This window comes from Actinoplanes sp. NPDC051851, from assembly GCF_040681165.1.
Taxonomy (GTDB): domain Bacteria; phylum Actinomycetota; class Actinomycetes; order Mycobacteriales; family Micromonosporaceae; genus Actinoplanes.
This window is the reverse complement of sequence record NZ_JBFAYF010000029.1, coordinates 1-21,120: the sequence shown is the minus strand read 5'-3', so window position 1 is coordinate 21,120 and position 21,120 is coordinate 1. Positions and strand designations below refer to the sequence as shown.

Annotated in this window: 19 protein-coding genes; 8 read left to right on the top strand and 11 right to left on the bottom strand. The window is 72.8% G+C overall.

Annotation, left to right across the window (positions count from 1 at the left end; all coding sequences use genetic code 11):
* Nucleotides 1-43: 43 nt before the first annotated feature.
* The 6 genes from AB0M08_RS25760 to AB0M08_RS25735 form a co-directional block, all read right to left on the bottom strand.
* Nucleotides 44-538, bottom strand: coding sequence for a hypothetical protein (locus tag AB0M08_RS25760; RefSeq protein WP_364498073.1), 495 nt, complete (start codon nt 536-538; stop codon nt 44-46).
* 85 nt (nt 539-623) lie between these two features.
* Entirely contained in the window at nt 624-983 is a 360-nt protein-coding gene (locus tag AB0M08_RS25755; RefSeq protein ID WP_364498071.1) for a GntR family transcriptional regulator, read from the bottom strand.
* Nucleotides 983-2,362 (bottom strand): MFS transporter, encoded by a 1,380-nt coding sequence (locus AB0M08_RS25750; RefSeq protein WP_364498068.1) that lies wholly within the window; start codon nt 2,360-2,362, stop codon nt 983-985. Before AB0M08_RS25750 ends, AB0M08_RS25755 begins: the two co-directional genes overlap by 1 nt.
* Nucleotides 2,363-2,434: 72 nt before the next feature.
* On the bottom strand, nt 2,435-2,878 hold the full coding sequence (locus tag AB0M08_RS25745; protein ID WP_364498066.1) for a hypothetical protein: 444 nt from the start codon (nt 2,876-2,878) through the stop codon (nt 2,435-2,437).
* A 1-nt stretch (nt 2,879) separates the two neighbouring features.
* A complete protein-coding gene (locus AB0M08_RS25740; protein ID WP_364498063.1) occupies nt 2,880-4,646 on the bottom strand; it encodes a dynamin family protein in 1,767 nt (588 codons plus the stop codon).
* On the bottom strand, nt 4,639-6,153 hold the full coding sequence (locus AB0M08_RS25735; protein WP_364498062.1) for a dynamin family protein: 1,515 nt from the start codon (nt 6,151-6,153) through the stop codon (nt 4,639-4,641). Before AB0M08_RS25735 ends, AB0M08_RS25740 begins: the two co-directional genes overlap by 8 nt.
* 178 nt (nt 6,154-6,331) lie before the next feature.
* Between AB0M08_RS25735 and AB0M08_RS25730 the strand changes: the two genes are divergently transcribed.
* Nucleotides 6,332-8,875: a LuxR C-terminal-related transcriptional regulator gene (locus AB0M08_RS25730; RefSeq protein ID WP_364498060.1), complete on the top strand. Its 2,544-nt coding sequence runs from the start codon at nt 6,332-6,334 to the stop codon at nt 8,873-8,875.
* Nucleotides 8,872-9,399, top strand: coding sequence for a LuxR family transcriptional regulator (locus AB0M08_RS25725; RefSeq protein WP_364498057.1), 528 nt, complete (start codon nt 8,872-8,874; stop codon nt 9,397-9,399). The genes AB0M08_RS25730 and AB0M08_RS25725 overlap by 4 nt, the downstream gene beginning before the upstream one ends.
* A gap of 30 nt (nt 9,400-9,429) precedes the next feature.
* On the opposite strand, the gene AB0M08_RS25720 is transcribed toward AB0M08_RS25725, so the two are convergent.
* The gene (locus tag AB0M08_RS25720; protein WP_364498055.1) at nt 9,430-10,878 is read right to left on the bottom strand and encodes an ATP-binding protein; all 1,449 of its coding nucleotides are present in this window, start codon (nt 10,876-10,878) and stop codon (nt 9,430-9,432) included.
* Between the two features lie 23 nt (nt 10,879-10,901).
* On the opposite strand from AB0M08_RS25720, the gene AB0M08_RS25715 reads away from it, so the two are divergent.
* The gene (locus AB0M08_RS25715; protein WP_364498311.1) at nt 10,902-11,438 is read left to right on the top strand and encodes an SDR family NAD(P)-dependent oxidoreductase; all 537 of its coding nucleotides are present in this window, start codon (nt 10,902-10,904) and stop codon (nt 11,436-11,438) included.
* A 132-nt stretch (nt 11,439-11,570) separates the two neighbouring features.
* Here AB0M08_RS25715 and AB0M08_RS25710 read toward each other — a convergent pair whose 3' ends face one another.
* Nucleotides 11,571-12,014, bottom strand: a complete 444-nt coding sequence (locus AB0M08_RS25710) for a hypothetical protein (RefSeq protein WP_364498052.1) — start codon at nt 12,012-12,014, stop codon at nt 11,571-11,573.
* 85 nt (nt 12,015-12,099) lie between these two features.
* On the opposite strand from AB0M08_RS25710, the gene AB0M08_RS25705 reads away from it, so the two are divergent.
* Nucleotides 12,100-14,949 (top strand): DUF4132 domain-containing protein, encoded by a 2,850-nt coding sequence (locus AB0M08_RS25705; RefSeq protein ID WP_364498051.1) that lies wholly within the window; start codon nt 12,100-12,102, stop codon nt 14,947-14,949.
* 29 nt (nt 14,950-14,978) lie between these two features.
* Here the strand turns inward: AB0M08_RS25705 and AB0M08_RS25700 are convergent, their stop codons facing one another.
* Entirely contained in the window at nt 14,979-15,710 is a 732-nt protein-coding gene (locus tag AB0M08_RS25700) for a VOC family protein (RefSeq protein ID WP_364498049.1), read from the bottom strand.
* The gene (locus tag AB0M08_RS25695; protein ID WP_364498046.1) at nt 15,707-16,618 is read right to left on the bottom strand and encodes a zinc-binding alcohol dehydrogenase family protein; all 912 of its coding nucleotides are present in this window, start codon (nt 16,616-16,618) and stop codon (nt 15,707-15,709) included. Before AB0M08_RS25695 ends, AB0M08_RS25700 begins: the two co-directional genes overlap by 4 nt.
* 154 nt (nt 16,619-16,772) lie before the next feature.
* On the opposite strand from AB0M08_RS25695, the gene AB0M08_RS25690 reads away from it, so the two are divergent.
* Nucleotides 16,773-17,234 (top strand): zinc ribbon domain-containing protein, encoded by a 462-nt coding sequence (locus AB0M08_RS25690; RefSeq protein WP_364498044.1) that lies wholly within the window; start codon nt 16,773-16,775, stop codon nt 17,232-17,234.
* A gap of 57 nt (nt 17,235-17,291) precedes the next feature.
* On the opposite strand, the gene AB0M08_RS25685 is transcribed toward AB0M08_RS25690, so the two are convergent.
* Nucleotides 17,292-18,032 (bottom strand): metallophosphoesterase family protein, encoded by a 741-nt coding sequence (locus AB0M08_RS25685; protein ID WP_364498042.1) that lies wholly within the window; start codon nt 18,030-18,032, stop codon nt 17,292-17,294.
* A 110-nt stretch (nt 18,033-18,142) separates the two neighbouring features.
* Here AB0M08_RS25685 and AB0M08_RS25680 point away from each other — a divergent pair, with 110 nt between their 5' ends.
* From AB0M08_RS25680 to AB0M08_RS25670, 3 genes are read left to right on the top strand one after another with little or no spacing between them, the layout of a single operon-like run.
* Nucleotides 18,143-18,955: an SAM-dependent methyltransferase gene (locus AB0M08_RS25680; RefSeq protein WP_364498039.1), complete on the top strand. Its 813-nt coding sequence runs from the start codon at nt 18,143-18,145 to the stop codon at nt 18,953-18,955.
* A 36-nt stretch (nt 18,956-18,991) separates the two neighbouring features.
* Nucleotides 18,992-20,413: an alpha/beta fold hydrolase gene (locus AB0M08_RS25675; RefSeq protein WP_364498037.1), complete on the top strand. Its 1,422-nt coding sequence runs from the start codon at nt 18,992-18,994 to the stop codon at nt 20,411-20,413.
* The gene (locus AB0M08_RS25670) at nt 20,410-20,928 is read left to right on the top strand and encodes a hypothetical protein (RefSeq protein WP_364498034.1); all 519 of its coding nucleotides are present in this window, start codon (nt 20,410-20,412) and stop codon (nt 20,926-20,928) included. The genes AB0M08_RS25675 and AB0M08_RS25670 overlap by 4 nt, the downstream gene beginning before the upstream one ends.
* Nucleotides 20,929-21,120 lie beyond the last annotated feature (192 nt).

Below are 21,120 nucleotides of genomic sequence, written 5' to 3'. Positions count from 1 at the left end.
CCGCGTACCTTAGAGTCACCCACCGACGATTTCCGGCGGTCGGTCAATCCTCGGAGAGGCGAACGGTGACCGACGGTCCGACGATGTCGGTCTGGACGTCCTGCAGGAGGCATACCCAGTCGCCGGGCGCGTCGCAGCTGAACTCGCTGTCGTCGTAGTACGGGTTGTTCCAGAAGATGCGCATGTCGCCCTCGGCGGTCCGGTAGGTGATCGAGCCGGAGACCCCGCCCCTGCTGGTGGAGGACTCGCTCTCCAGCGTGCCGGTCCGGAACGACCCGATGCTCTTGGGCGGCTTGAACGACCAGCGGCCCTCGGCGAGACCGCCGCTGACCAGGGAGAGCGTGCTGCGGGTGTCGTTCGCGACGGTGATCAGGACGCTGCGGTCACCGGTCTCGGACGGGCTCGCCAGGGCCGGCGCGGGCAGGGTCACGGCGGCCAGGGTCACGGCGGCCAGGGTCACGGCGGGCAGGGCCACGGCGGCCAGGGTCGCCGCGGTCGTGATGGATACGGCGAGCGGACGGGCGGGAATGGACGGCATCGACTCTCCTGACAGGGCTGAATGGACGAACCGAGTATCACGGCCCGCCGTCCAGCCCGTCCGTGGAATGCCCGGAAGTCAGGCGTCAGGGTAGTTCCAGCGCCGCCCGGACGAGGGCGAGCGCGGTCTCCGGCGGGATTCCCAGGGCACGCGTCCTCTCGGCGTACGCCGAAGCGGCCTGTTGTGCCTGAAGAGAGGTGCCCGCCGCGCGCGACGTGATCACCGTGCCCAGCCGTCCCCGGGTCTCGACCAGACCGGCCTGCTCCAGCTCGCGGTAGGCGCGGGCGACCGTGTTGGCGGCCAGCCCCAGCTCGGTGGCGAGCTGCCGGACCGGCGGGAGCTTCGTCCCGGCGGCGAGCGCCCCCGAGGCGGCCAGTTCGGCGATCCGCAGCCGCACCTGTTCGTAGGGTGCGACCGCGGAGTCCGGGTCGATCGTGATGTCCATCAGAGCAGTGTGGGCGGCGTGTTGCCCGCGGCGACGATGGCTCGCCGGACCGGTACGAGGGCGAGCAGCACGCCGCCGACCAGGAAGAAGACGACCAGCGAGATGATGCCGAGCCGGTAGCTGTTGGTGACCTGGAAGATCAGGCCGAAGAAGAGCGGGCCGAGCCAACTGGTGCCCTTGTCGCTGATCTCGTAGAAGCCGTAGTACTCGCCCTCCTTGCCTTCCGGGATCAGCTGGGAGAAGAGGCTCCGGCTCAGCGCCTGGCTGCCGCCCATCACCAGGCCGATCCCGGCGCCGAGCAGCATGAACGGGACCGGCGCGCCCTCCGGCAGGAAGTAGCTGGCGACCACCACGCCGAGCCAGAGCGCGAGGCTGACCAGGATCGTCTTGTGCGAGCCGATCCGGTTGGCGAGCGCGCCGAGCAGCAGGGCGCCGCCGAACGCGAGGAACTGGACGATCAGGATCGTGATGATCAGCGTGGTCTGCTCCAGGTGGAGCTCCTCGGTGCCGAACTGGCTGGCGAGGGAGATGACGGTCTGGATGCCGTCGTTGTAGATGAGGTACGCACCGAGGAACGCGAGGGTCAGCGGGTACGCCCGCATCGCCTTCACGGTGTGCCCGAGCTGCTTGAACCCGTCGGTCAGTACGTTGCCGCGCGCGCCCTCGACCGCCTCGGAGCTGGGGTGGTCGCGGAGCCAGAGCAGCGGGAAGAGGGTGAACGCCGCCCACCAGACACCGGCGGAGACGATCGACCAGCGGGCCAGGTCGAGGGTCCGCTGCGGGTTGCCCTCCTCGGTCAGCAGGGTGACCGCGACCAGGTTGAGCAGCAGCAGGAGGCCGCCGCCGAGGTAGCCGACCGCCCAGCCCCGGCTGGAGATCCGGTCGCGCTCGTCCGGGCCGCTGAGCTGGGGCAGGAACGAGTTGTAGACGACCACCGAGGCGCCGAACGCGATGTTGGCGATCAGGAAGAGCACGCCGCCGAGCAGGTAGCGCTCCCCGGTCACGAAGGCCATCGCGATGGTGGCGGCGGCACCGACGAACGCGGCGCCGGCGAGCAGTGGCTTCTTGCGGGGCGCCCGGTCGGCGACCGCGCCCATCACCGGGAGCACGAAGACGGTGAGCAGCACCGAGAGCGAGACGAGGTACGGGAAGTACGACCCCGCGGCGACCGTGATGCCGAGCGGGTGGACCGAGGCGGTGCACTCGTCGGCGTCGATGGCGCACCCGGCGGCCTGCTCGGTCACGCTGGTCAGGAACGGCCCGAGGAACACCGTGATCACGGTGGTGGAGAACGCGGAGTTGGCCCAGTCGTACAGATACCAGCCGGTGCGTTCCCGCTTACCTGCCGGAACGGGTGTCGGTGTGCCGGTGACGGCCATCGTGTGCGCTCCAAAATGTGGGTCGGTGCGCGGTCATGATGCCATCACGGGCTCGTTTACGGGAGACGGGCGTCACTGTTCACCCGGCGTCCACCAGCGGGCAAGGGCGCTGACGGCCGGGTCCTCCGAGGAGGCGAGGGTGGCCCAGGCGTCGGCGCCGGGCGGGACCTCGACACCGGCGTAGGAGGCCAGGTCGTACGGGTCGACCGTCTGGACCGGTGCGGCGTAGGTGTCCGCGGCGCCGAGGGTCGCCGGGTCGGTCCAGGGGAAGCCGTCGACGGGCTCCGGGAGATCCACGATCTCCAGCGACGGCGGGAAGTGATCTTCGTGCGCTGATATCTCCGACATCTCCGAGATGTCGTGCAGATCGACCGCCTCGACGTGGTCGTGATCCGGGATGTCCGGCAGATCCGGCAGATCCGGCAGATCCGGCAGATGGCCGTCGTCGATCGGGGAGTCGTCGACGGGTGGTGGATCGTGGTGGTCGAAGTCGTCGTCCCAGTGGTGATCGGTCATCTCATCCCTCCAGAGGAGCCGGGGTCAGCGCCCGTGCCCGCAACAAAGCCTCGTCCACCTGCCGCAGCCTGCCCCGCACCGCGTCGAGCTCCTGGTTCGCCGCCGCCCGTCGTCGTGCCCGGCCGGCCGCGTCCTCGCCGGCCGCCGCGTCCACCTCGGCGATCTGCGCGTCCAGTTCCCGCAGCCGCCGCTCGGCCACGTCGTCGAGCGCCACCGAGAGGGCGTACTGCAGGTCGGTGTACCGGGTGGTGATCTCGTCGGCGAGCGCCGCGCGGGCCTCGCCGAGCACGTCGCGCAGCCACACCCGGGCGTGCTGGCGGTCGGTGTGCTCGCGGCGACGGTGGAGCACGTACCCACCGGCGGCCAGGCCCAGTCCGATTCCGGCGACCGGGATCAGCAGCCCGCCGGCGGCGCCCAGGATCGACAGGCCCAGGGCCGCGCCGCGCCCGGCCATGAAGGCGATGCCGCCGGCCGAGAGCGCGATCAGCAGGTTGTCCGAGGACCCGTCGCGCGGCGGGGCGGCGGCCAGCGTGTGCCGGAGCGTGGCGTTGAGCCGGCCCAGCACCCCGGCCAGCTGTTCCTCGTCGAACGCGCTGGCGAGGACCTTCTCGGAGACCTCGGCGAAGCTCTGTTCCAGGCGTTCGGAGAGGTCGGCGGCGACGGCCTGGAGCCGGATGTCGACGGCCTCGGGTAACCCGGTCAGCGGCAACTCGAGCTGCTGAATCTCCCCGATGGACGTTCGCAGGTGACCGATCGTGGACACCCGGGCGCGCTGGACCTCGGCGTTCAGCAGCAGCGTCCACTGCCGGGCCTCGGTGCGCCGCCGGGCGGCCAGCTCGTTGCGCCGGGTGCGCAGCGCGGCCTGCCGGGCCGGATCGCCGGTGGCGGCCGCGACCCTGGCCTCGGCGAGCGCGTCCAGCCGGGCCAGCTCGCCCCGGGCGGCCCGCAGCACGTTCGCGAGCTGCAGCTGGTGTCCGCGCCCGGCCAGCTCGATCAGCGCATGCTGCAGGTCGGGGACCTTCGACGCGTCGGCGAGCACGCCCTGCCGTTCGCCCTGGGCGCCCAGCGCCAGCTCGGCGAGGCGCGCGGAGACCGGGTACCAGGGCGCCTGCGCGAAGCGCGGCGCGTGCGACTGCAGCAGGCCGCGGTCGTCCTCCAGGATGCGGCGCCATTCCGGGTACGCGTCGATCTTGGTGAGCGCGAACACGACGCCGTCGACGCGCTCGGTCGCCTCGGCGAGGAAGTCCAGCTCCGGCTTGGAGAGGGGAGCGGAGGCGTCGGCGACGAAGAGCAGCGCGGTGCCGCGGCGGACCGCGTCCAGCGCCACCGTGGCGTGCACCGGGTCCAGCCCGCCGGCGCCCGGCGTGTCCAGCAGGGTCAGGTACTCCAGCAGCGGCGCCGGGTGGGTCACCTCGATCCGGCGGGCCCGGTGCCGCCCGGTCGCCCAGGCGGTCAGGTCGTCGACCGGGACCGGATCACCGCCCTCCGGCAGCCAGGCTCTCATGGAGAGGGAGGAGCCGGGAACGAAGCTCAGGTACGCCGCGGTGGTCACCGCCGCGTCCACGGGGGAGAGCCCGGGCACCCCGAGCAGCGCGTTGATCAGCGAGCTCTTGCCGCGCTTGGTCTCGCCGACCACCACCACGCCGGGCCGGGTCAGCCGCATCCGGCGCAGCTCGGCGAGGTCCGCGGCGGCGTCCATGTCCACGGTCCGGAGATGAACCAGCGCATCCCGTACGGCGGCGTCCAGCACCGAGGTCAGATCACGCACCGTGCACCTCCGCAGAGAGCCGGCGTACCTCCTGGGCGAGCAGCTGGAAGCCGCGGTGGGCGACGTGCGCGATCCGGGCCTGGGCCGGTGCGGCGCCGTCCACGGCATAGGCCCGCCAGCGCCCGGCCGCCGCGACCGCCGCGGTGGCCAGCTCCGGGATCGCGGCTCCGGGGAGCGCGAGGATCCAGCGCGGATCGTCCGAGGTGGCCAGCCGGATCAGCTCCTGTTCGCGGTCGGCGGGGAGGCGGACCGCGCCGGTGGCGGCCCGCTGCGCGGCGTCGAGCAGCCGCAGCCGGTGGTACGCGGGTTCGCGCAGGGTCCGTTCCAGCGCGTCCCGGATGGTCTCGCGGACCAGGGGGTCGGCGGTGTGCCCGGCGATCCGGTCGAGCCGGGTCAGCGCCCAGCCCGCCTTGATCGCGTCCGACCGCCAGCCGAAGCTCTGTTCGAGTGTCTGCCGCAGCCGTGGAAAACCCGATGCGGCGAGCAACTGCCGGACCAGCTCACCGGTGCTCAGCCGGGGAGAAGCGGTCAGCAGCGCGCAGGCGAAGCCGATGCCGTAGAGGTCGAGCCGGGCCAGCAGGCGCTCGCGGATCCCGGGGGAGACCGGGGCGGGCAGCGTGCGGAACAGGTCGACCGAGGTGAGCAGCAGGGTCAGCTCGGCGGCGGGCAGCCCGGCCAGCACGGCGAGGGCGTCCCGGTCGGCGGCGGTGAGGCGCCCGGCCTCGGCGGTCTCGGCGAGCAGTCCGGCGACCGGGACCACGTCGCCGACCGTACGGGAGAGGAGGGCGGCCTGACCTGCGGCGAGCGGACCGGCGATCGGCCACGGATCGCCCGCGCCGCCGGCCAGGGTGTCCACCTTGGCGAGGACGCCGAGCGCGTTGATCGGGCTGGCCGCGAGCTTGGCCGAGGCGTCGTGGAACGCGTGCAGCGCCTGCAGGTCGTCGGCCCGGACCGCCTGGGTGAAGACGTAGATCACGGCCTCGGCGGTGGCGACCGCGTCGGCGGAGTCCACGTCGATGTCGTCGTCGAAGGGCGCGTTCCCGATGAGCATCGATGCCCTGGCGCTCGACGCGACGTCCGTCGAGGAGAGGCCGGGGGTGTCGACGACGGTCAGGTCGCGCAGGCTGTCGCTGGTCAGGGTCACGTCGAGGTAGGCGATGTCGCGCGCCGGAACCCCCAGCCGGGCGGGCACCATGCCGTCGTCGTCAAGCGGCCGGGATTGCCTCTCACCCGTACGGGTGACAATATCGACCCTGTCGGCCGGACCGTACCGGAACCGGGTCACGACGCGGGTGCACTCACCGGCCGCGGTGGGCGCGACGCGCCTGCCGATCAACGCGTTGACTAGTGTCGACTTTCCGGCTTTCAGGCGACCCGCGATCGCGACGCGAAGTGGTTCGTGTAGACGATCGCCGATCTGTCGTACCTGGCCACCAGCGTCGGAACCGATTTCCGTGACGATCTCGTGACACAGCGTTGCGACGCCGGCACTCAGGGGGCCGGTCACCACGACTCGTCAGCCGAGCACACTGTCGGCGACAATGTGCGTATCGCGGCAGTCGACGTCACGAAAGGCCTTTCGGTCGCGGCGGGGGATCAGGATCCATCACCTGTCCGCAGCACAGCCTACGGACGCGGGTGCCGCGTGGGGGATCCCGTGTTCGTGCCAGTGAAGGAGGAAACAGGTGGCGGACGAGCCTTTCCTGGCCGCATCCTCCACTCTGCGTCACGGTCCGGCCCTCGTCGTGGTCACCGGCCCGCCCGGCTGCGGGCGCAGCACGGTGCTGCGCCGTCTCGCCACGGCGGTGCCCGGACCCGTGTACGCCGGTGGCGGTCTGGCGATGCTCGCCACGGTTCCGGCGCTCGCGCTCTCGCGTGCGGTGCGTGCCCGGCTGCCCGCCGACGACGTGCACCTGCTCGCCGAGGCGGTGCGCTCCCGGGTGCGGGGCGGCCTGCTCATTCTCGACGACCTCCAGCACTGTGACCCGGCGACGATCGAGGCGATCCCGCACCTGGCCCGCACGTGCAGGGTGGTCGTCGCGCTTCGCACGCCGCATCGGATCGGCGACGGATCGTACGAGAGACTCCGCGAAGCGGCGACGGCCTGGCTGCCGGTCCCCCCGCTGGACCACGACGCTGCCGTCGCCCTCGCCCGGCACACCGCGACGCGCCTCGACGAGGCCGCGACGCAGGCGGTCGTGGCGCGCGCCGGTGGCAACCCCCTGGCGATCACCGCGCTGGCCCGGCAGGCTGCGGCCGGTCGCTCTCCGGCGCATCAGGAGACCGATCAGCTCGCGTACGCCCTGGCGACCGCCCTCGCCGATCTCCCCCGTCCGGCACGGACCGCCCTGGCCGCGCTGGGCCTGCTCGGCCGTCCGGCCCCGGCATCGCTGCTGGGCGCCGGTGCGAACGATCTGATCGCCGCCGGTCTCGTGGCCCCCGAGCCGGGTGGTGCGCTGGTGCCGGTGTCGGCCTACGTCGCCGAGACCGCCGCCGGCCTGCTGGACCAGGAGTCGCGGACGGTGCTGCACGTCCGCCTCGCCGAGCTGACCCCGCCGTCCGAGGCCGCGCGACATCTGGCGGCCGCCGGTGACACGGCCGGGGCGTACCGGGCCGCGCTGGTCGCCGCCGACCAGGCCGCCGGTGGTGAGCGGGCCGCCCTGCTGCTCTTCGCCTGCCGTCTGGACACCCCGGTCGACCTGCGGGTACGCCTCGCCGCCGCGGACGCCGCGCTGACCGCCGGCCGTCCGGCCGAGGCGGCGTCGGTGCTGGCCGCGGCCGGTGCGCGGGCGACCGGTGCGGCCGCACCGCTCGCGCTGGAGGTCGCCGTCCTGCACGGCGAGGCCCTGCTGCAGGCCGGTGACCCGGACGCGGCGCGGGACGCCGTACGCGGCGTGCCCGACGCGGCCGCGGCGCCGGTGGTGGCCGCCCGCGATCGGGTGCTGCTGCTGGCCGGGCTGGCCACCGAGCCGATGAGCGCCCTGGAACTCGCCGAGAAGCTCTCCGCCCGGCACCCGGCGCCGCTGCCCGGGCTGGCCGCCGCGCTGGCCGCGGTCCGCGCCGCGCACCGCGCGCCGGGCTGGGACGAGGAGCTGGGCGCGGCGGCGGCGCCGGGCGGCGATCCGCTGATCATGCGGTGGAGCGCGTGGCTGCTCGTCGAGCACCTGGCCGAGGACGGTCGCCTCGTCGAGTCGGCCTCGGCGGCCCTGCGGGCAGCCGAGTCGTGCCGCTCGGCGCTCGCGTTCGGCTGGGAGACGCGTTTCAGTGCGGCCGCCGACTGGGCACTAGCCCTTCATGGTCATCGATCTCCGGGCGCGTCCTCCGATGCTCCCGCCGGTTCGCCGGGGGCGCCGGGCGGTGAGGAGACCGTCGACGACGCGGGGATCGGCGGGGACGGGGCGGAGGGCGTGCTGCGGCGTGCCGCGAATCTGACCGATCTCGCACTGCCCGACGACGCCCGCGCCTACGCCGTCGCGGCGACCGCGCTGATCGAGGCGGACACCGGACTGCTGGCGGCGGCCCGCTCCCGGCTCGACGGCGCGCCCGCGCACCCCGCGCCGGCCTGGGTCGCCCGCGAGGCCGCCTGGCTGGACGGCCAGCCGGACCGGGCCGTCGCGGATGAGGCCCTCCCGACGGGGATCGGCCTGCTCGCGGGACTCCATGCGATCACCGGGCGGTGGGCGGCGCATGACATGGGCGTACGCAAGAACGCCGCGATGCCGGTGAACCTGCCCGGACCGGCGCGGCGCACCCTGACCGCCTGGACCATGGGCTCCGGGTTCCCGGCCGCCGCCGACAGCTGGCAGCCGGTCGCCCTACGGGAGCAGATCCGCTGCCTGATCGCCGCCGGAGTGACCGACACCGATCGGGACAGGGCGGTCGCCGCGCTGCTCCGCGCCGAGGAGCTCGCCGACGCCGCCGGCCTGACCGTGCTCGCCGGCCGGGCCCGCCGTGGCCTGCGCCGTCACCAGATCCACCGGGACGTCCGCAGCCCCCGCTCCGGGGGCCGCCTCACCCAGCGGGAGATCGACGTGCTGCGCCTGGTCGCGGCCGGCGAACCGACCCGGCGCATCGCCGGCCAGCTGGGCATCTCCACCGAGACCGTCGACACCCACATCCGTGCGAGCATGCGCAAGCTCTCCGCCCGCACCCGCACCGAAGCCGCCGCCCTGGCCTTCGCCGCGCCCACGGCACGGCCCGACCACATCGAAGACAAGGATGGCCGGTGACCAGACAGCTCGACGTTCCACTCCACGTAGTCCCCTCCGCGCCCGACGCCGACACGATCCTGCGCCGCCTCGCCCGGGACGGCTGGACGGCGCGAGCAGGTTTCGCCCTCCCCGACCCGACGTGGGACGTGGGCGGCGCCCGGATAGTCCTCTACGGCCGGATCGCCGACGAGGAGACCGACGCCGTCCGCCTGGCCGTCCTGGCCGCGGCTCGCGGCGCCGGAGTCGTCGCGATCTGCGACGCCGACTCCCCGGCCGGCCGCGCCCTCATCGACGACCTGGCCCGCCTCGGCCAGGTCCACCGGGGCGTCGCCGACGCCGACCCGGTCGCCAGCCTGATCCCCGAGCAGCGCGCCCTCCTCGACCGCCTCGCCGCCGGCGACACCATCGCCGCGGCCGCCGCCGCCGAATTCCTCTCTCTGCGTACGGCCAACCGCCGCATCGCCGAGGCCCGCGCCCTCTTCGGCGTCCGCACCACCCGAGAGGCGGTCCTGGCCTACCTCCGCCAACGCCAGCCCGACTGACCCTCCGCCGCCCACGTGACAACCGCCTCGTCAGGTGGACCAGGCGTGGACGATGTCGTCCGGGCCCCAGATCAGGTCCGCGGAACCGGCGGGGAGGTCGGTGCCGGAGCGGCTGACGACGACCAGGCCACTGGTGCCGGGCTCGAAGCCCGGGATCAGCGGGGCCTGGTGGCGCAGCTCGTCGAGATGGTGCCGGTCGAAGGGGCCGTCCTGCCATTTGATGGAGCCGGCGAACGCGATACGGGAGGCGATCGGGGCCCGGTCCGCTCCGACCAGGTCGATCTCCGGATTGGCCTGCCGGTTCCACCAGCCGCCGACCTCCCAGGTGTCGGCCCACGGCAGCCGGCCGGAACCGGCGGCGATGGCGAGGGCGTCCCGGATGATCGGCTCGACCGCGGTGCCCCGCCACGAGGACCAGCGGGCGTCCAGTGTGGCGCGGGCGGCCTCCGTCCGGTCGCGCAGCGCCAACTGGTGCGCATCGCGGAGTATCGCCAGGTAGAGACGGAGATTACTGTCCGCGATCCGGTACTGGGCCAGCTTGCTGGGCGTGGTCGAGAGCGGTTTGTCGACGGCGAGGATTCGCTTCTCGTCGACGAGCCGGTGCAGCAGTGGCGACAGCGTGCCGGAGCTGACCGGACCGCCCCGATCGCCGGCGGCCGCCGCGATGTTGCTGAAGGTACGGCCACCGCCTCCGCCCACCGCCTCCAGAACACGCCGGGCGGTATCCGGGACGGGGAACTCCGACGCCAGGGACTGTTCAGGAACGGTGAACAGCACCGATGTCTTGTTGGCGATCTCCGTACTCAGAAAATCGAGGGGTGGGGTCCCCGGCGACCATTCCAGACAGATGCCGGGCAGGCCGCCCGTGATCAGATGGGCATCGACGGCATCCGCACCGCTCAGCCCGGTCACCGCGGCGGTCTCGGCGAGATTGAAGGGTCCGAGGATCATGTTGGTGGCCCTGCCGTAGAACGGCCGGTCGTACTCGGTGAACCGCTGCATCATGTGCAGGTCACTGCCGAGAAGCAGCAGCAGAACGGGCTTTCGGGACAGGATCCGATCCCAGGCGACCTGCAGATGCCCGTCGAACGTCTGATCCTGCTCGGAGAGCCAGGGCAGTTCGTCGAGGACCACGATGCTCGGCGTGTCCGGCAGTACCCCGGCGAGGACGCGCAGCATGTCACCCCAGCCACCCGACGGCGGTTGTGACGGCAAGAGATCCCGCCCGGCGGGGGTGGGCAACGACGAGTCACGCAGGGCGGCCAGGAATTGGCCGACCGCTTCTGTGCTCGACGCACCCTTGACCGCGGTGTAGAAGCAATACGGCAGTTCAGTGCGGTCGCACAGCTCCTGAACCAGCCGTGACTTGCCCACCTGCCGTCGCCCGCGGATGGCGACGGATCGCCCCTCGCCGCCGCCACGGATACGGTCGAGGTTCTGGGTGAGCAGATCGAGCTCGGCACGCCTCCCGACGAACATCGGCGACTCCGAAGTTAGATTGAATCTTACTTAGGGAGCCTACCAAGCTCGCCGGAGTCGGGGCTGAGGCCTGCGAGGAGGAGGCGGGCACGATCACCGCGATCGAGGCGATGCGCGAGCACGGCGGCCACATCGTCAACGTGGTCTCCCTGGCCGGTCTGGCCTCGGTGCCCGGCGAGGCCGTCTACGCCGCGTCCAAGCACGCCGCGCTCGGTTTCAGCCTCAGCACCCTCGCCGACCTGCGCCTGGCCGGCATCCACGACATCGACATCTCCTGTGTCTGCCCGGCCGGCATCTGGACCCCGATGCTCTACGACAAACTCACCGACCCGGCCTCCGCCCTCTCCTTCTCCGGCCGCCTCCTCCAGCCCGCCGAGGTCGTCGCCGCGGTCCGCCGGGTGCTGGACCACCCGCGCCCGATCACCGCGGTCCCGGCCTGGCGCGGCTGGCAGTCCCGGGTCAGCGAGCTCTTCCCCCGCCTGGGCCTGCGCCTGCTGCCGCTCTTCGTCGCCCAGGGCCGCCGGGCCCAGCACCGCCTCGCGCGACAGTCCCGCCGATGACGCTCACCCGCCGATGACGCTCACCCGCCGATGACGCTCACCTGCCGATGACGCTCACCCGCTGAGTCCGGTTCAGCTGGTGGTGAGGGGTGTCTTGAGCCGGTCGAGGCACCCCTCACCACCAGCCGGGTCCTAGCGGCCGAGGCGGGTGGCGGCCTGGCGCAGGACGCGGGGGATCAGGGCGCGGTGGACGGTGGAGAGCGGCCGCCACCACGATCCCGCCCCCGGGCGCCGGTAGGTCAGGAAGGTGCCGACCCCGACCCGGCCGTCACCGGTGTGGACGATCAGGTTGGCGCGGTAGAGCGTGGACGCCTGCTCCATCCGCACCCAGCCGTCGCCGCCGCCGGTGACCGGCCATCCGGCGATCGTGTCCGGTGACGGGTGCGCGACCAGGGGGAATCCGAGCAGACCACGCCAGATGAACCACTGCGCGGCGTTCGGGGCGTCCCCGAACATCGCCCGCGCCCACTCCGGCGCGGTGGCCGTGAGCGTGGTCGGCAGGGTGAACCAGTCGGCGTAGGAGATCGGGTCGAGGGAGCTCAGGGCGCGGACCGGGGCCGGGACATCGAAGCTCATGGTCCCATCGTGCCGTGCGGTGAACGATCCGTGAACCGGGATCGTCGTGGAGGCGGGGCCATCGAACGATCACAGGAGATTGTTGATGAGTAGGTTCGTCCGGCTGGACGAGGACGCGTGGGTCGTACCGCAGGCGTGGCGGGAGGGGCTGCATCCCCGCCGGGGCGGCGTCCGGGCCGAGCGCGTGATACCGGACGACGCGGTGGAGCGGCTGCGGGACCATCTGGGGTCGGAGCGGTACGCCAAGATCCAGGCGAAGGTGACCGGGGACCGGGCGGTGCTCTACGACGCCGGGCTGACGAGGCGCGTGCACGACGACGGCGACCCGGTCGGTGCGGCCGTGGCGGCGCTGCTCGGCTTCGTCTGGTGGGACATCGAGTACGCGACCCTGCTCGCCGACGCCTGGGTGGCCCGGTTCGGGGTGGTCTTCGCGGCGCGGGCGACCGGTGAGATGGCGCGCCTGGTCGCCGGGTGCGGACTCTGGCGGGTGGATCCGGAACCGGCGAAGACGTACGAGGAGCTGTGGCGCGGCGACGACCTGAAGTCGCTCTGCGCGGTGGCCCGCGAGGTGCGGGCCCATCTGGCCGTGGCGTCCGAGAACGATTACCGGCAGGCCGGTGTGGCCCTCGCGGAGTTCCGGACCAGCCCGGTCGAGCGGATCGTCACCTCCTACCTGGCGCCGGCCGAGACCGCCTGGGTGGACGAGGACTGCGCGGCCGCCGCCGGGTGGGGCGACGGGCCGCACGCCCTGGTCCGCGGCGACCACCGGGTGCTGCGGGTGCTCCTGCTGCTCGCGGCGAGCAGCGTCGGGCACCTGCGCCTGCTCAGCGGGAACGTCACCGGGTACCTGCTGCCCTACGAGCCCATCGGCGAGGTCGGCACGATCATGGACGGGGTCGGGCCGGCCGCGGCGGCGATCCTGGCCGGGCCGTTCTACCGTGAGCTGCTGCGGGTGCTGCACGAGCGCAAGTCCTACGTCCGCGGCACCCGCCTCGGCCCCGGCGGTCTCCGGCTGCTCGCGAACACCCCGGACGACGAGGCTTTCCGGACGATGTGCCGGGTGACCATCGGTGCGCCCGCGACCCGGCCGGGCGCGCTGCTGAAGTCCGGGGTGCTGAACCGCTATCCGGTACGCGCGGCGCGCATCCTCCGCGAGCTGGTGGCCGACCATGCGGGAACCGTCGAGGGGGCGGTCTACCAGGACATCCTGGGCGCCGTGGCCACCGGCGTACCCGAAGAGGATCTGGGGAAGGGCTGGGCGGCGCTGCTCGATCGGCACTGGCGGGAGCCGTGGCGGCACCTGGTGGACGGCTCCGATGATGAGAAACGAGTGATCGGCGCCCTCGCCGCCATCCCGACCGAGCAGGCTCTCGGGCTGCTGGTGGACCGGATCGAGCACAGGCACGTCCGGCCGGCGCTGCTGGCCGCCGCCAAGCGCGATCCGGAGCTGGCCCGGCGGGTGCTGACGGAAAAGGCCGAAAACGACCAGGTGATCGCCGAGCTGTTGCGCAATCACGAACTGGCCTATCCGGCGTCGGCGCCCGCGGAGGACGGGCTCACGCCGAAGGTCCTGGACGGGCCGCTGCGGCGCTCCGACGGCCGCCTGATGCGCGCGCCCGCACTGCCCGAATGGCTCGTCATCGCCTCACTGCCCGAGGTCCCGTTGCTCGACGGCAGTGGTCACCTCTCCCGCAAGGCGGTGCGCCGGCTCTGTGAGATGCTCGCCGCCTCCACGATCGGGAACGGCCACACCGGCATTGCCAAAGTGCGCCTTCTCGGCCATCCGGCCAGCCTCGCGGCGCTGGCGTGGGCGATCCTCGACCAGTGGCGGGCCGCCGAGTACCCGGCGCCGAGCAAGCTCGCCATGGTGGCGCTCGCCCAGCTCGGCGACGACACCAGCGTCACCGGGCTGACCGCGCTCTTCCCCGGGTGGGCCGGCAGCAGCATGCGCGTGCGTACCGGAATGGACGTCCTGGCGGCGATCGGATCCGACGTCGCACTGACGCACCTGCACCGGCTGGCCGGGAAGGCGCGGACCGAGGGCTTCCGGCGGCTGGCGCAGCAGCGCCTGGACGGCATCGCGCAGGAGCGCGGGCTGAGCCCGGAGCAGCTGGCCGACCGGATCGTCCCGGACTTCGGCCTGGACGTCGACGCCCGGATCAGTCTCGGACATTTCATGGTCGCGTTCGACAATCAGTTCCGGCCCTGGGTGACCGACCGGAACGGCGCCCGGCTCGCCCGGCCGACCACCCCGGCGGCACAGCGGAGGCTCACCGACCTGAAGCGCGAGGTGCAGGCCGTCGTCGCGGACCGCACCCGCGCGCTCGAGGAGGCGATGGTGACCGGCCGCCGCTGGACCGCCGCCGAGTTCCCGCAGCTCATGGTCGAGCACCCGCTGATGTGGCAGCTGACCCAGCGCCTGGTCTGGGCGGTCTTCGACGAGCGCGACACGGTGATCGCGACGTTCCGGGCGGCCGAGGACCGCAGCCTCGCCGACCTCGACGACAACGCCTGGAAGCTCGATCCGGACACCACCGTCGGCGTCGCCCACCCCTGGCATCTCGGCGCCGACCGGGCGCGGTGGGCCGCGATCTTCGCCGACCACGCGATCGTCCAGCCGTTCCCACAGCTCGGCCGGGAGCTGCTCGACCTGTCCGAGAAAGATCTGCGGGCGGCGACCGGGACGGAGGTCGCCGGCCGCCGTCTCTTCATGCTCAGCCACCGCGGTTGGACGTTCAATCAAGGACACACCGCTCTGGTACGCCGATGGCCGGGCGACCGCACCGTCGAGATCGGATTCCGCCCCGGCTACGTCTGGGACGACCCGGAGCTCCCCCAGCATCTCGCCGCCGTCCGGGTGGCTGCCGGGCTGGACCCGGTGGCGCGTTCGGAGGTCGCCCGGGACCTGCGCATCCTGACGGACGGAGCGTGTTGACGGACGGAGCGTGTTGACGGACGGAGCGCTCAGCCGGCCGCGGGCTGGCGTGCGGTCACGCAGTACTCCCGGCCGGCCGGGTCGCGCAGGGTGGACCAGTCGCCGGGGACGCGGCGGATGACCGTCGCGCCCCGTGCGACGTGGCGGGCCACCTCGGCGTCGGTGTCGTCGCAGGCCAGGTCGAGGTGGACACCCGCGACGCCGGAACCGGTCCGCTGCAGCAGGACGCGGAGCGGCAGGCCGGCCGGCGGGTTGAGGCGTTCGAACTCCGGCTCGCCGACGTCGGTCCGCGGCCAGCTGGTCAGCTTCTCCCAGAAGGCCGACTCGTGCGCGTAGGACCCATCCGGGATGTCGAGACAGATCTGGTCGACGACGCTGCGGTGCCCGCCGGGCCAGCTGACCGGCGCGGGCACGGCCGACTCGCCGTGCCAGGTGTTCAGGCAGAACGGGATCCCGGCGGGGGAGCGGAGCACGATCAGCCCGTCCTCGCGGTGCGTGACCCGGGCACCCAGCGCGACGGCGCGATCGGCGGACCCCGGGACGTCCTCGACGTGCAGGTCGATATGGCCCCGGGCGGGCGGATCGCCGACGATCTGGAAGCGCAGGTAGGGGTCCCCGGCGGCGGGCACCAGGGTGGCATAGGTGCCGTCACCCCGGCGGCGGGACGGCGTCGTGCCGGTCACGGCCAGCCAGAACTCCTCGGCCCCGGTCGCCGGGGCGGCGGGTGTGTCCAGGAAACCGGTCACCCAGCGGATCGTCATGGGCGCAGCACCACCTTTCCGCAGTTCTCGCGAGCCTCGACGATCTCATGGGCCGTCGCCGCCGCGTCGAGCGGGAACTCCCCGTGTACGACAGGTCGCAGCCGCCCGTCGAGGGCCAGCTCCCACAGCTCCCGGCCGTGCGCGGCGTACCGGGCCGGGTTGCCCCGGGCCAGGTTCGCGATGCCGAACCCGGTGACCGTCTTCGACCCGGCGAGCAGTGCGGACGCGTCGATCGTGCCGCCGCCGCTGCTGTAGAAGACCAGGCGGCCGCCGGGGCGCAGCGCCTCGACGCCGCGGGTGAACGCGCCGCCGCCGGCGCCGTCGAGGACCACGCACTGCTGGGGCCAGGGGCCGTCGGTGTAGGACAGCACCTCGTCGGCGCCCAGGTCGTACAGGAAAGAGGCCTTGCCCGGACCGGCGACCGCGACCACCCGGCCGGCGCCGCGCAGGCGCGCGAGCTGCACCAGCAGGTGGCCGACCCCGCTGGCGGCGGCCGTGACCAGCACCGACTCGCCGCCGGTGAGCGCCGCCGCGTCGAGCACGCCGAGAGCGACGTGACCGCTGCGGACCAGGGCCACCGCCTGCGCGTCGGCACCGCCGTCCGGGATCCGCTCGGCGGTCATCACGGCGGCCGTGACCACCTCGGCATAGGCGCCGCCGAACGGCAGTGCGCTGACCCGGTCACCCGGCGCCCAGCCGGTCACCCCGCGACCGGAACCGATCACCTCGCCCGCGACCTCGCCGCCGGGGAGCGTGGGCAGCTCGGTGCCGGGACCGGTCAGCCGCCGCAGCGCGGGCAGGGTGACGCCGATCGCCCGGGTGCGGATCAGCAGTTCGCCGTCGCCGGGAACGGGCTCGGGCGCCTCTTCGACGCGGAGTCCGTCGCGGTGATATCTGACGCGTTTCACAGGGATACCGCCAGGATGCCCCGTCCTTCAGGGCGGGGAGGAGTGGTGGCTCCGGTGGGAGCGGCCCGGTGGGGCCGGGGCGGTCTGAGGACGTGGTCCGGAAGTGGGACCACAACGACTTCACTCACGGTCACCTCTCGTGTGAGGTTCGTACATGCGTTCGGCGTACAAGTGTCGGGCCTACCCGACCCCCGAGCAGGTTGCGGCGTTCAACCGCATCTTCGGGTGTGTGCGCCTGGTCTGGAACAAGACCCTGGCCAAGGCCATCTCCGACGCGAGCTGGGCCGAACTCCGGTCCCTGCTCGAATGCAAGGCCGCCCGCGCCGGACGGCACCTGATCGTCATCGACCGCTGGTATCCCAGCTCGAAGACCTGCTCCACTTGTGGGTACCTGTTGCCCAAGCTGGGCCTCGGGACACGCCACTGGACGTGTCCCGCCTGCCGTACCCGGCACGACCGGGATATCAACGCGGCGAAGAACATCCTTGCGGCTGGACGAGCCGTAGCCGGAGAACCCTCCGGCGATGCCTGCGGAGCTGATGTCAGACAGCAAGGGAAAACCCTTCTGCAATCGGCGATGAAACAGGAAACCCCCGCCGCGAGGCGTCCGGCGTAAGCCGGTTCGGCCGCAAGGCTGAAGGGAATCCCCCTCTCCTTCAGGAGGGGGAGGAAGTCAAACCCGTCCTGTCCGGAACATGGCCGCCACATCGGGCCGTCCGTAGCCGAGTGCCCGCTCGGCGGCCCGCTCCCAGGGATAGTCGACGGAATGGAAGGACGCCACCCATTTCCCGGACGCGTCGTCGACCACCGCATAGCGCGCGTGCGGGGTCCCGGCCTCCATTCTGTGCGAGTACGGCTCCGCGTCGTCGTAGGCGGCCCAGCCGACGCTTCCGGGGTTCACCACGAGCGCTCCGGACGGCAGCGTCATCTGTCCGGCGAGGTGCGTGTGCCCGCAGAGCAGTAGGTCATAACCGGACACGTCGCCGAGTCGGGTGATCACCTCGTCCACCGTCGCGGGCCGCACCGCACCGGTCGACTCGACGGTGTGCATCAGGTACTGGAGGTCGTCGGTGGGCGTACCGTGGAAGGCCAGCGCACCCGGCACCGGCTCCAGCGTCATCGGCAGTGAGCTCAGCCAATCGCGGTGTTCGGCCCGGATGGCGTCACTCGCCACGCCGTCGGCCATGCCCATCTTCTCGCGCGGGAACGTGAGCACCTGGCGCTCGTGGTTGCCGGCCACGGTGAGCAGGTTCAGCTCGATCAGGCGGTCCGCGGTCTCGGCCGGCTGAACGTAACCGGACAGCAGATCGCCCAGGTTGACCGTCAGGTCGACGCCGTCGCCGGCGATCGCCGCCATCACCGCGTCGAGCGCCGGCAGATTTCCATGTACATCCGAGATGAGCGCTATCCGCATCCGTCCCACTTTAGGGGCCGGTTCCGATTCTCAGCGTCTACAAAGGATCGCGGGGCGTCCGCTGCGGTAGCGTCGGCGCACCGGACACATCGACAACGGGGAGTATCAACGTGGCCGAGGACGCCCTCGCGGGTCTGGACACCAACACCGTTCATCCCGCCCGTCGCTACAACTACTGGCTGGGTGGCAAGGACAACTTCGCCGCCGATCGCGCTTCCGGCGACCTGATCGAGCGCGCCCATCCCACCGTACGCGTCTCGGCCCGGGAGAATCGCGCCTTCCTGCAGCGTGCCGTCCATCATCTGGCCACCGGGGCGTCCATCGGCCAGTTCCTCGACATCGGCACCGGACTGCCCACCGCGGACAACACGCACCAGGTCGCCCAGCGCGCGAATCCGGCCGCCCGGGTCGTCTACGTGGACAACGACCCCATGGTGATGACCCATGCCCGCGCCCTGCTCAGCGACGCCGGCCGGGGCGCCACCTGCTACATCGAGGAGGACCTGCGCAACCCCGGCAAGATCCTCGCCCACCCGCACCTGCGGGAGACCCTCGACCTGTCTCAGCCGGTGGCCCTGACGCTGGTCGCCGTCCTGCACTTCCTGCGCGACCACACCCAGGCCCGCGAGATCGTCGCCGAACTGCTCGACGCGCTCGCGCCCGGCAGTTTCCTGGTGCTCTCCCACGCGACCCTGGACTACGCGACGCCGCAGGAGGCCGCCTTCGCCTGGCAGATGGTGGAGAAGGGGATGAGCGACGCCTTCCCGCGTACGCACGCCCAGGTCGCCGAATACCTGACCGGACTGGCGCCGGTCGACCCGGGCATCGTCCCGGTCTCCGAGTGGCATCCCCGCACGCCACCGGCGGAGCGCCCCACCCCGCACGACGTGGCGATCCTGGGCGCGGTCGCCCGGAAACTCTGAGGCGCTCTCCGGCCGGCTTTCACTAGGTTCTCATCCGTGAGCAACGAGATGTGGCGTCTGACGGCGGTGGAGCAGGCGGCGGCGGTACGGACGGGTGACGTCTCCGCGGTCGCCCTGACCGAGCGGCACCTGGCCCGGATCGCCGAGGTCAACCCGGTGGTCAACGCGGTCACCCAGCTGCTCGCCGAGCGGGCGCTGGCGGACGCCGCCGCGGTCGACCGGAATCCCACCGGGCCGCTCGCCGGGGTGCCGGTCACCGTCAAGGAGAGCATCGCCGTCGGCGGGGTGCCGACCACGCACGGGGCCGCCCGGCTGCGGAACCTGGTCGCCGCGGCCGACGCGCCTCCGGTGGCCCGGCTGCGTGCCGCCGGAGCGGTGATCGTCGGGCACACCAACATGCCGACGCTGACCCTGGCCGGGATGCACAGCCGCAGCGAGCTCTTCGGCGACACCGTCAACCCGTGGCATCCGGCGCGGACGCCCGGCGGCTCCAGCGGCGGGGACGCCGTCGCGGTCGCCACCGGGATGGCCGCGGTCAGGCTGGGCAACGACGCGGGAGGGCCGTGGATCGCCGACGAGCGACTGGCCGCGTTGGTGCGGGAGGCTGCCGCCCAGCCGGTGAGCGCGGTTCCCGATCCGGTGACGCTGCGCGGTGCGGCCCGGGCCCGTGCGGCGGCCCGGCGACCGGGTCCGGCCATGACGGCCGAAGACCGGCGGCTCGACGGCGTCCCGGTGCGGGTCTATCAGCCGGGTAGCGCGGTCACCGTGGTCTACCTGCACGGCGGCGGCTTCGTGTTCGGTGATCTGGAGACCCACGACGCACAGGTCAGGCGGCTTGCGGCGGCGACCGGGACGACCGTCGTCGCGGTCGACTACCGCCGAGCGCCGGAGCACCCGTGGCCCGCGGCGATCGACGACGCGGTCGCGGTCATCCGGCAGCTGTACGCCTCGACGGGCCCGGTCGCGCTCGCCGGTGACTCCGCCGGCGGCCTCATCGCGATCCAGGCCGCCCTCCGGCTGCGGGACGAGACGCCGTTCCTCGCCCAGCTGCTGATCTGCCCGAACACCGATCTCTCGCTCTCCTCGCCCAGCATGACGACCAAGGGCGCGGGGTGGCTGCTCGACGCCGCCGCCCTCCGTCAGTGGCGGGACATGTGGCTGCCCGACCCCGAACTCTGGCACGCGCCGTCCGTCGACCCGGCCGCATCGGACCTGCGCGGCCTCCCGCCCGCGCTGATCGTCACCGCCGAGCACGATCCGCTGCGCGACGAGGGCGAGGCCTACGCCGCTCGCCTGCGTCATGCCGGCGTCGAGGTACGGCACCGCCGCGAACCCGGGCTGGTCCACAACTTCCCCACGCTGCGCGACGTCTCCCCGGCCGCGGCCGCCGCGGAGGACCGCTTCCTCGCCGCAGCGGCGGCATTCCTGTCAGGGGGTCCCGCTACTCTCCCGGCATGACCTCTCCCCGCGTGCCGTCCGTCGTTGAAGAAGACCGATTCTGGTCATTGCTGGAGTCTGCCTGGGAGGCCTGCGGGCCCGAGGCGCAGCGAGCGCGGGAGGCGCTGGTCTCCCGGGATCCCGCTGCCGACGAGGATGGTGTCGACGCCCTCGACACGTGGATCAAGCAGTTCCTGGCGAACCTGGAGTCGCTCAGCGTCGATCTGTCGAGCGACGAGCTGACCGATCTGGATCGGGTGCTGGAGCGCCGGCTCTACGACATCGACCGTGAGGAGATCCACGAGTTCACCGACGGCTCCGACGACGGCTTCCTCTACTGCCGGGGCTTCATCGTGGCGGCCGGGCGGCGCTTCTACGACGCGGTCGACGCCGCGCCGGGCATGGCCGTCCTCGACGCGGAGTGCGAGTCCATGTGCTACTTCTTCGCGAACATCCACCACAAGCGCTTCGGCGACTACCCGGACACCGGCTCCGGCATCTCCCGCGAGTCGGGCAGCAACCCGACCGGTTGGTAACGCCCGCCCCGCCCCCGCCCCGCGCTGCCCCTGCCCCGCGCTGCCCCCGCCCCGCCCCCGCCGCGCTGCCGCCCGCCGCCCCGCCCCCCCCCCCCGCAGCCCCCCCCCCCCCCCCCCCCCCCCCCCCCCCCCCCCCCCCCCCCCCCCCCCCCCCCCCCCCGCGGGCCCGGGGTGGGTCGGGTCCCGGGTGCC

Coding starts and splice junctions, on each gene's coding strand:
- AB0M08_RS25685 (WP_364498042.1), bottom strand. CDS start 18,032: ATGCGGATAGCGCTCATCTCGGATGTACATGGAAATCTGCCGGCGCTC.
- AB0M08_RS25745 (WP_364498066.1), bottom strand. CDS start 2,878: ATGACCGATCACCACTGGGACGACGACTTCGACCACCACGATCCACCA.
- AB0M08_RS25700 (WP_364498049.1), bottom strand. CDS start 15,710: ATGACGATCCGCTGGGTGACCGGTTTCCTGGACACACCCGCCGCCCCG.
- AB0M08_RS25670 (WP_364498034.1), top strand. CDS start 20,410: ATGACCTCTCCCCGCGTGCCGTCCGTCGTTGAAGAAGACCGATTCTGG.
- AB0M08_RS25750 (WP_364498068.1), bottom strand. CDS start 2,362: ATGGCCGTCACCGGCACACCGACACCCGTTCCGGCAGGTAAGCGGGAA.
- AB0M08_RS25710 (WP_364498052.1), bottom strand. CDS start 12,014: ATGAGCTTCGATGTCCCGGCCCCGGTCCGCGCCCTGAGCTCCCTCGAC.
- AB0M08_RS25705 (WP_364498051.1), top strand. CDS start 12,100: ATGAGTAGGTTCGTCCGGCTGGACGAGGACGCGTGGGTCGTACCGCAG.
- AB0M08_RS25720 (WP_364498055.1), bottom strand. CDS start 10,878: ATGTTCGTCGGGAGGCGTGCCGAGCTCGATCTGCTCACCCAGAACCTC.
- AB0M08_RS25690 (WP_364498044.1), top strand. CDS start 16,773: ATGCGTTCGGCGTACAAGTGTCGGGCCTACCCGACCCCCGAGCAGGTT.
- AB0M08_RS25755 (WP_364498071.1), bottom strand. CDS start 983: ATGGACATCACGATCGACCCGGACTCCGCGGTCGCACCCTACGAACAG.
- AB0M08_RS25760 (WP_364498073.1), bottom strand. CDS start 538: ATGCCGTCCATTCCCGCCCGTCCGCTCGCCGTATCCATCACGACCGCG.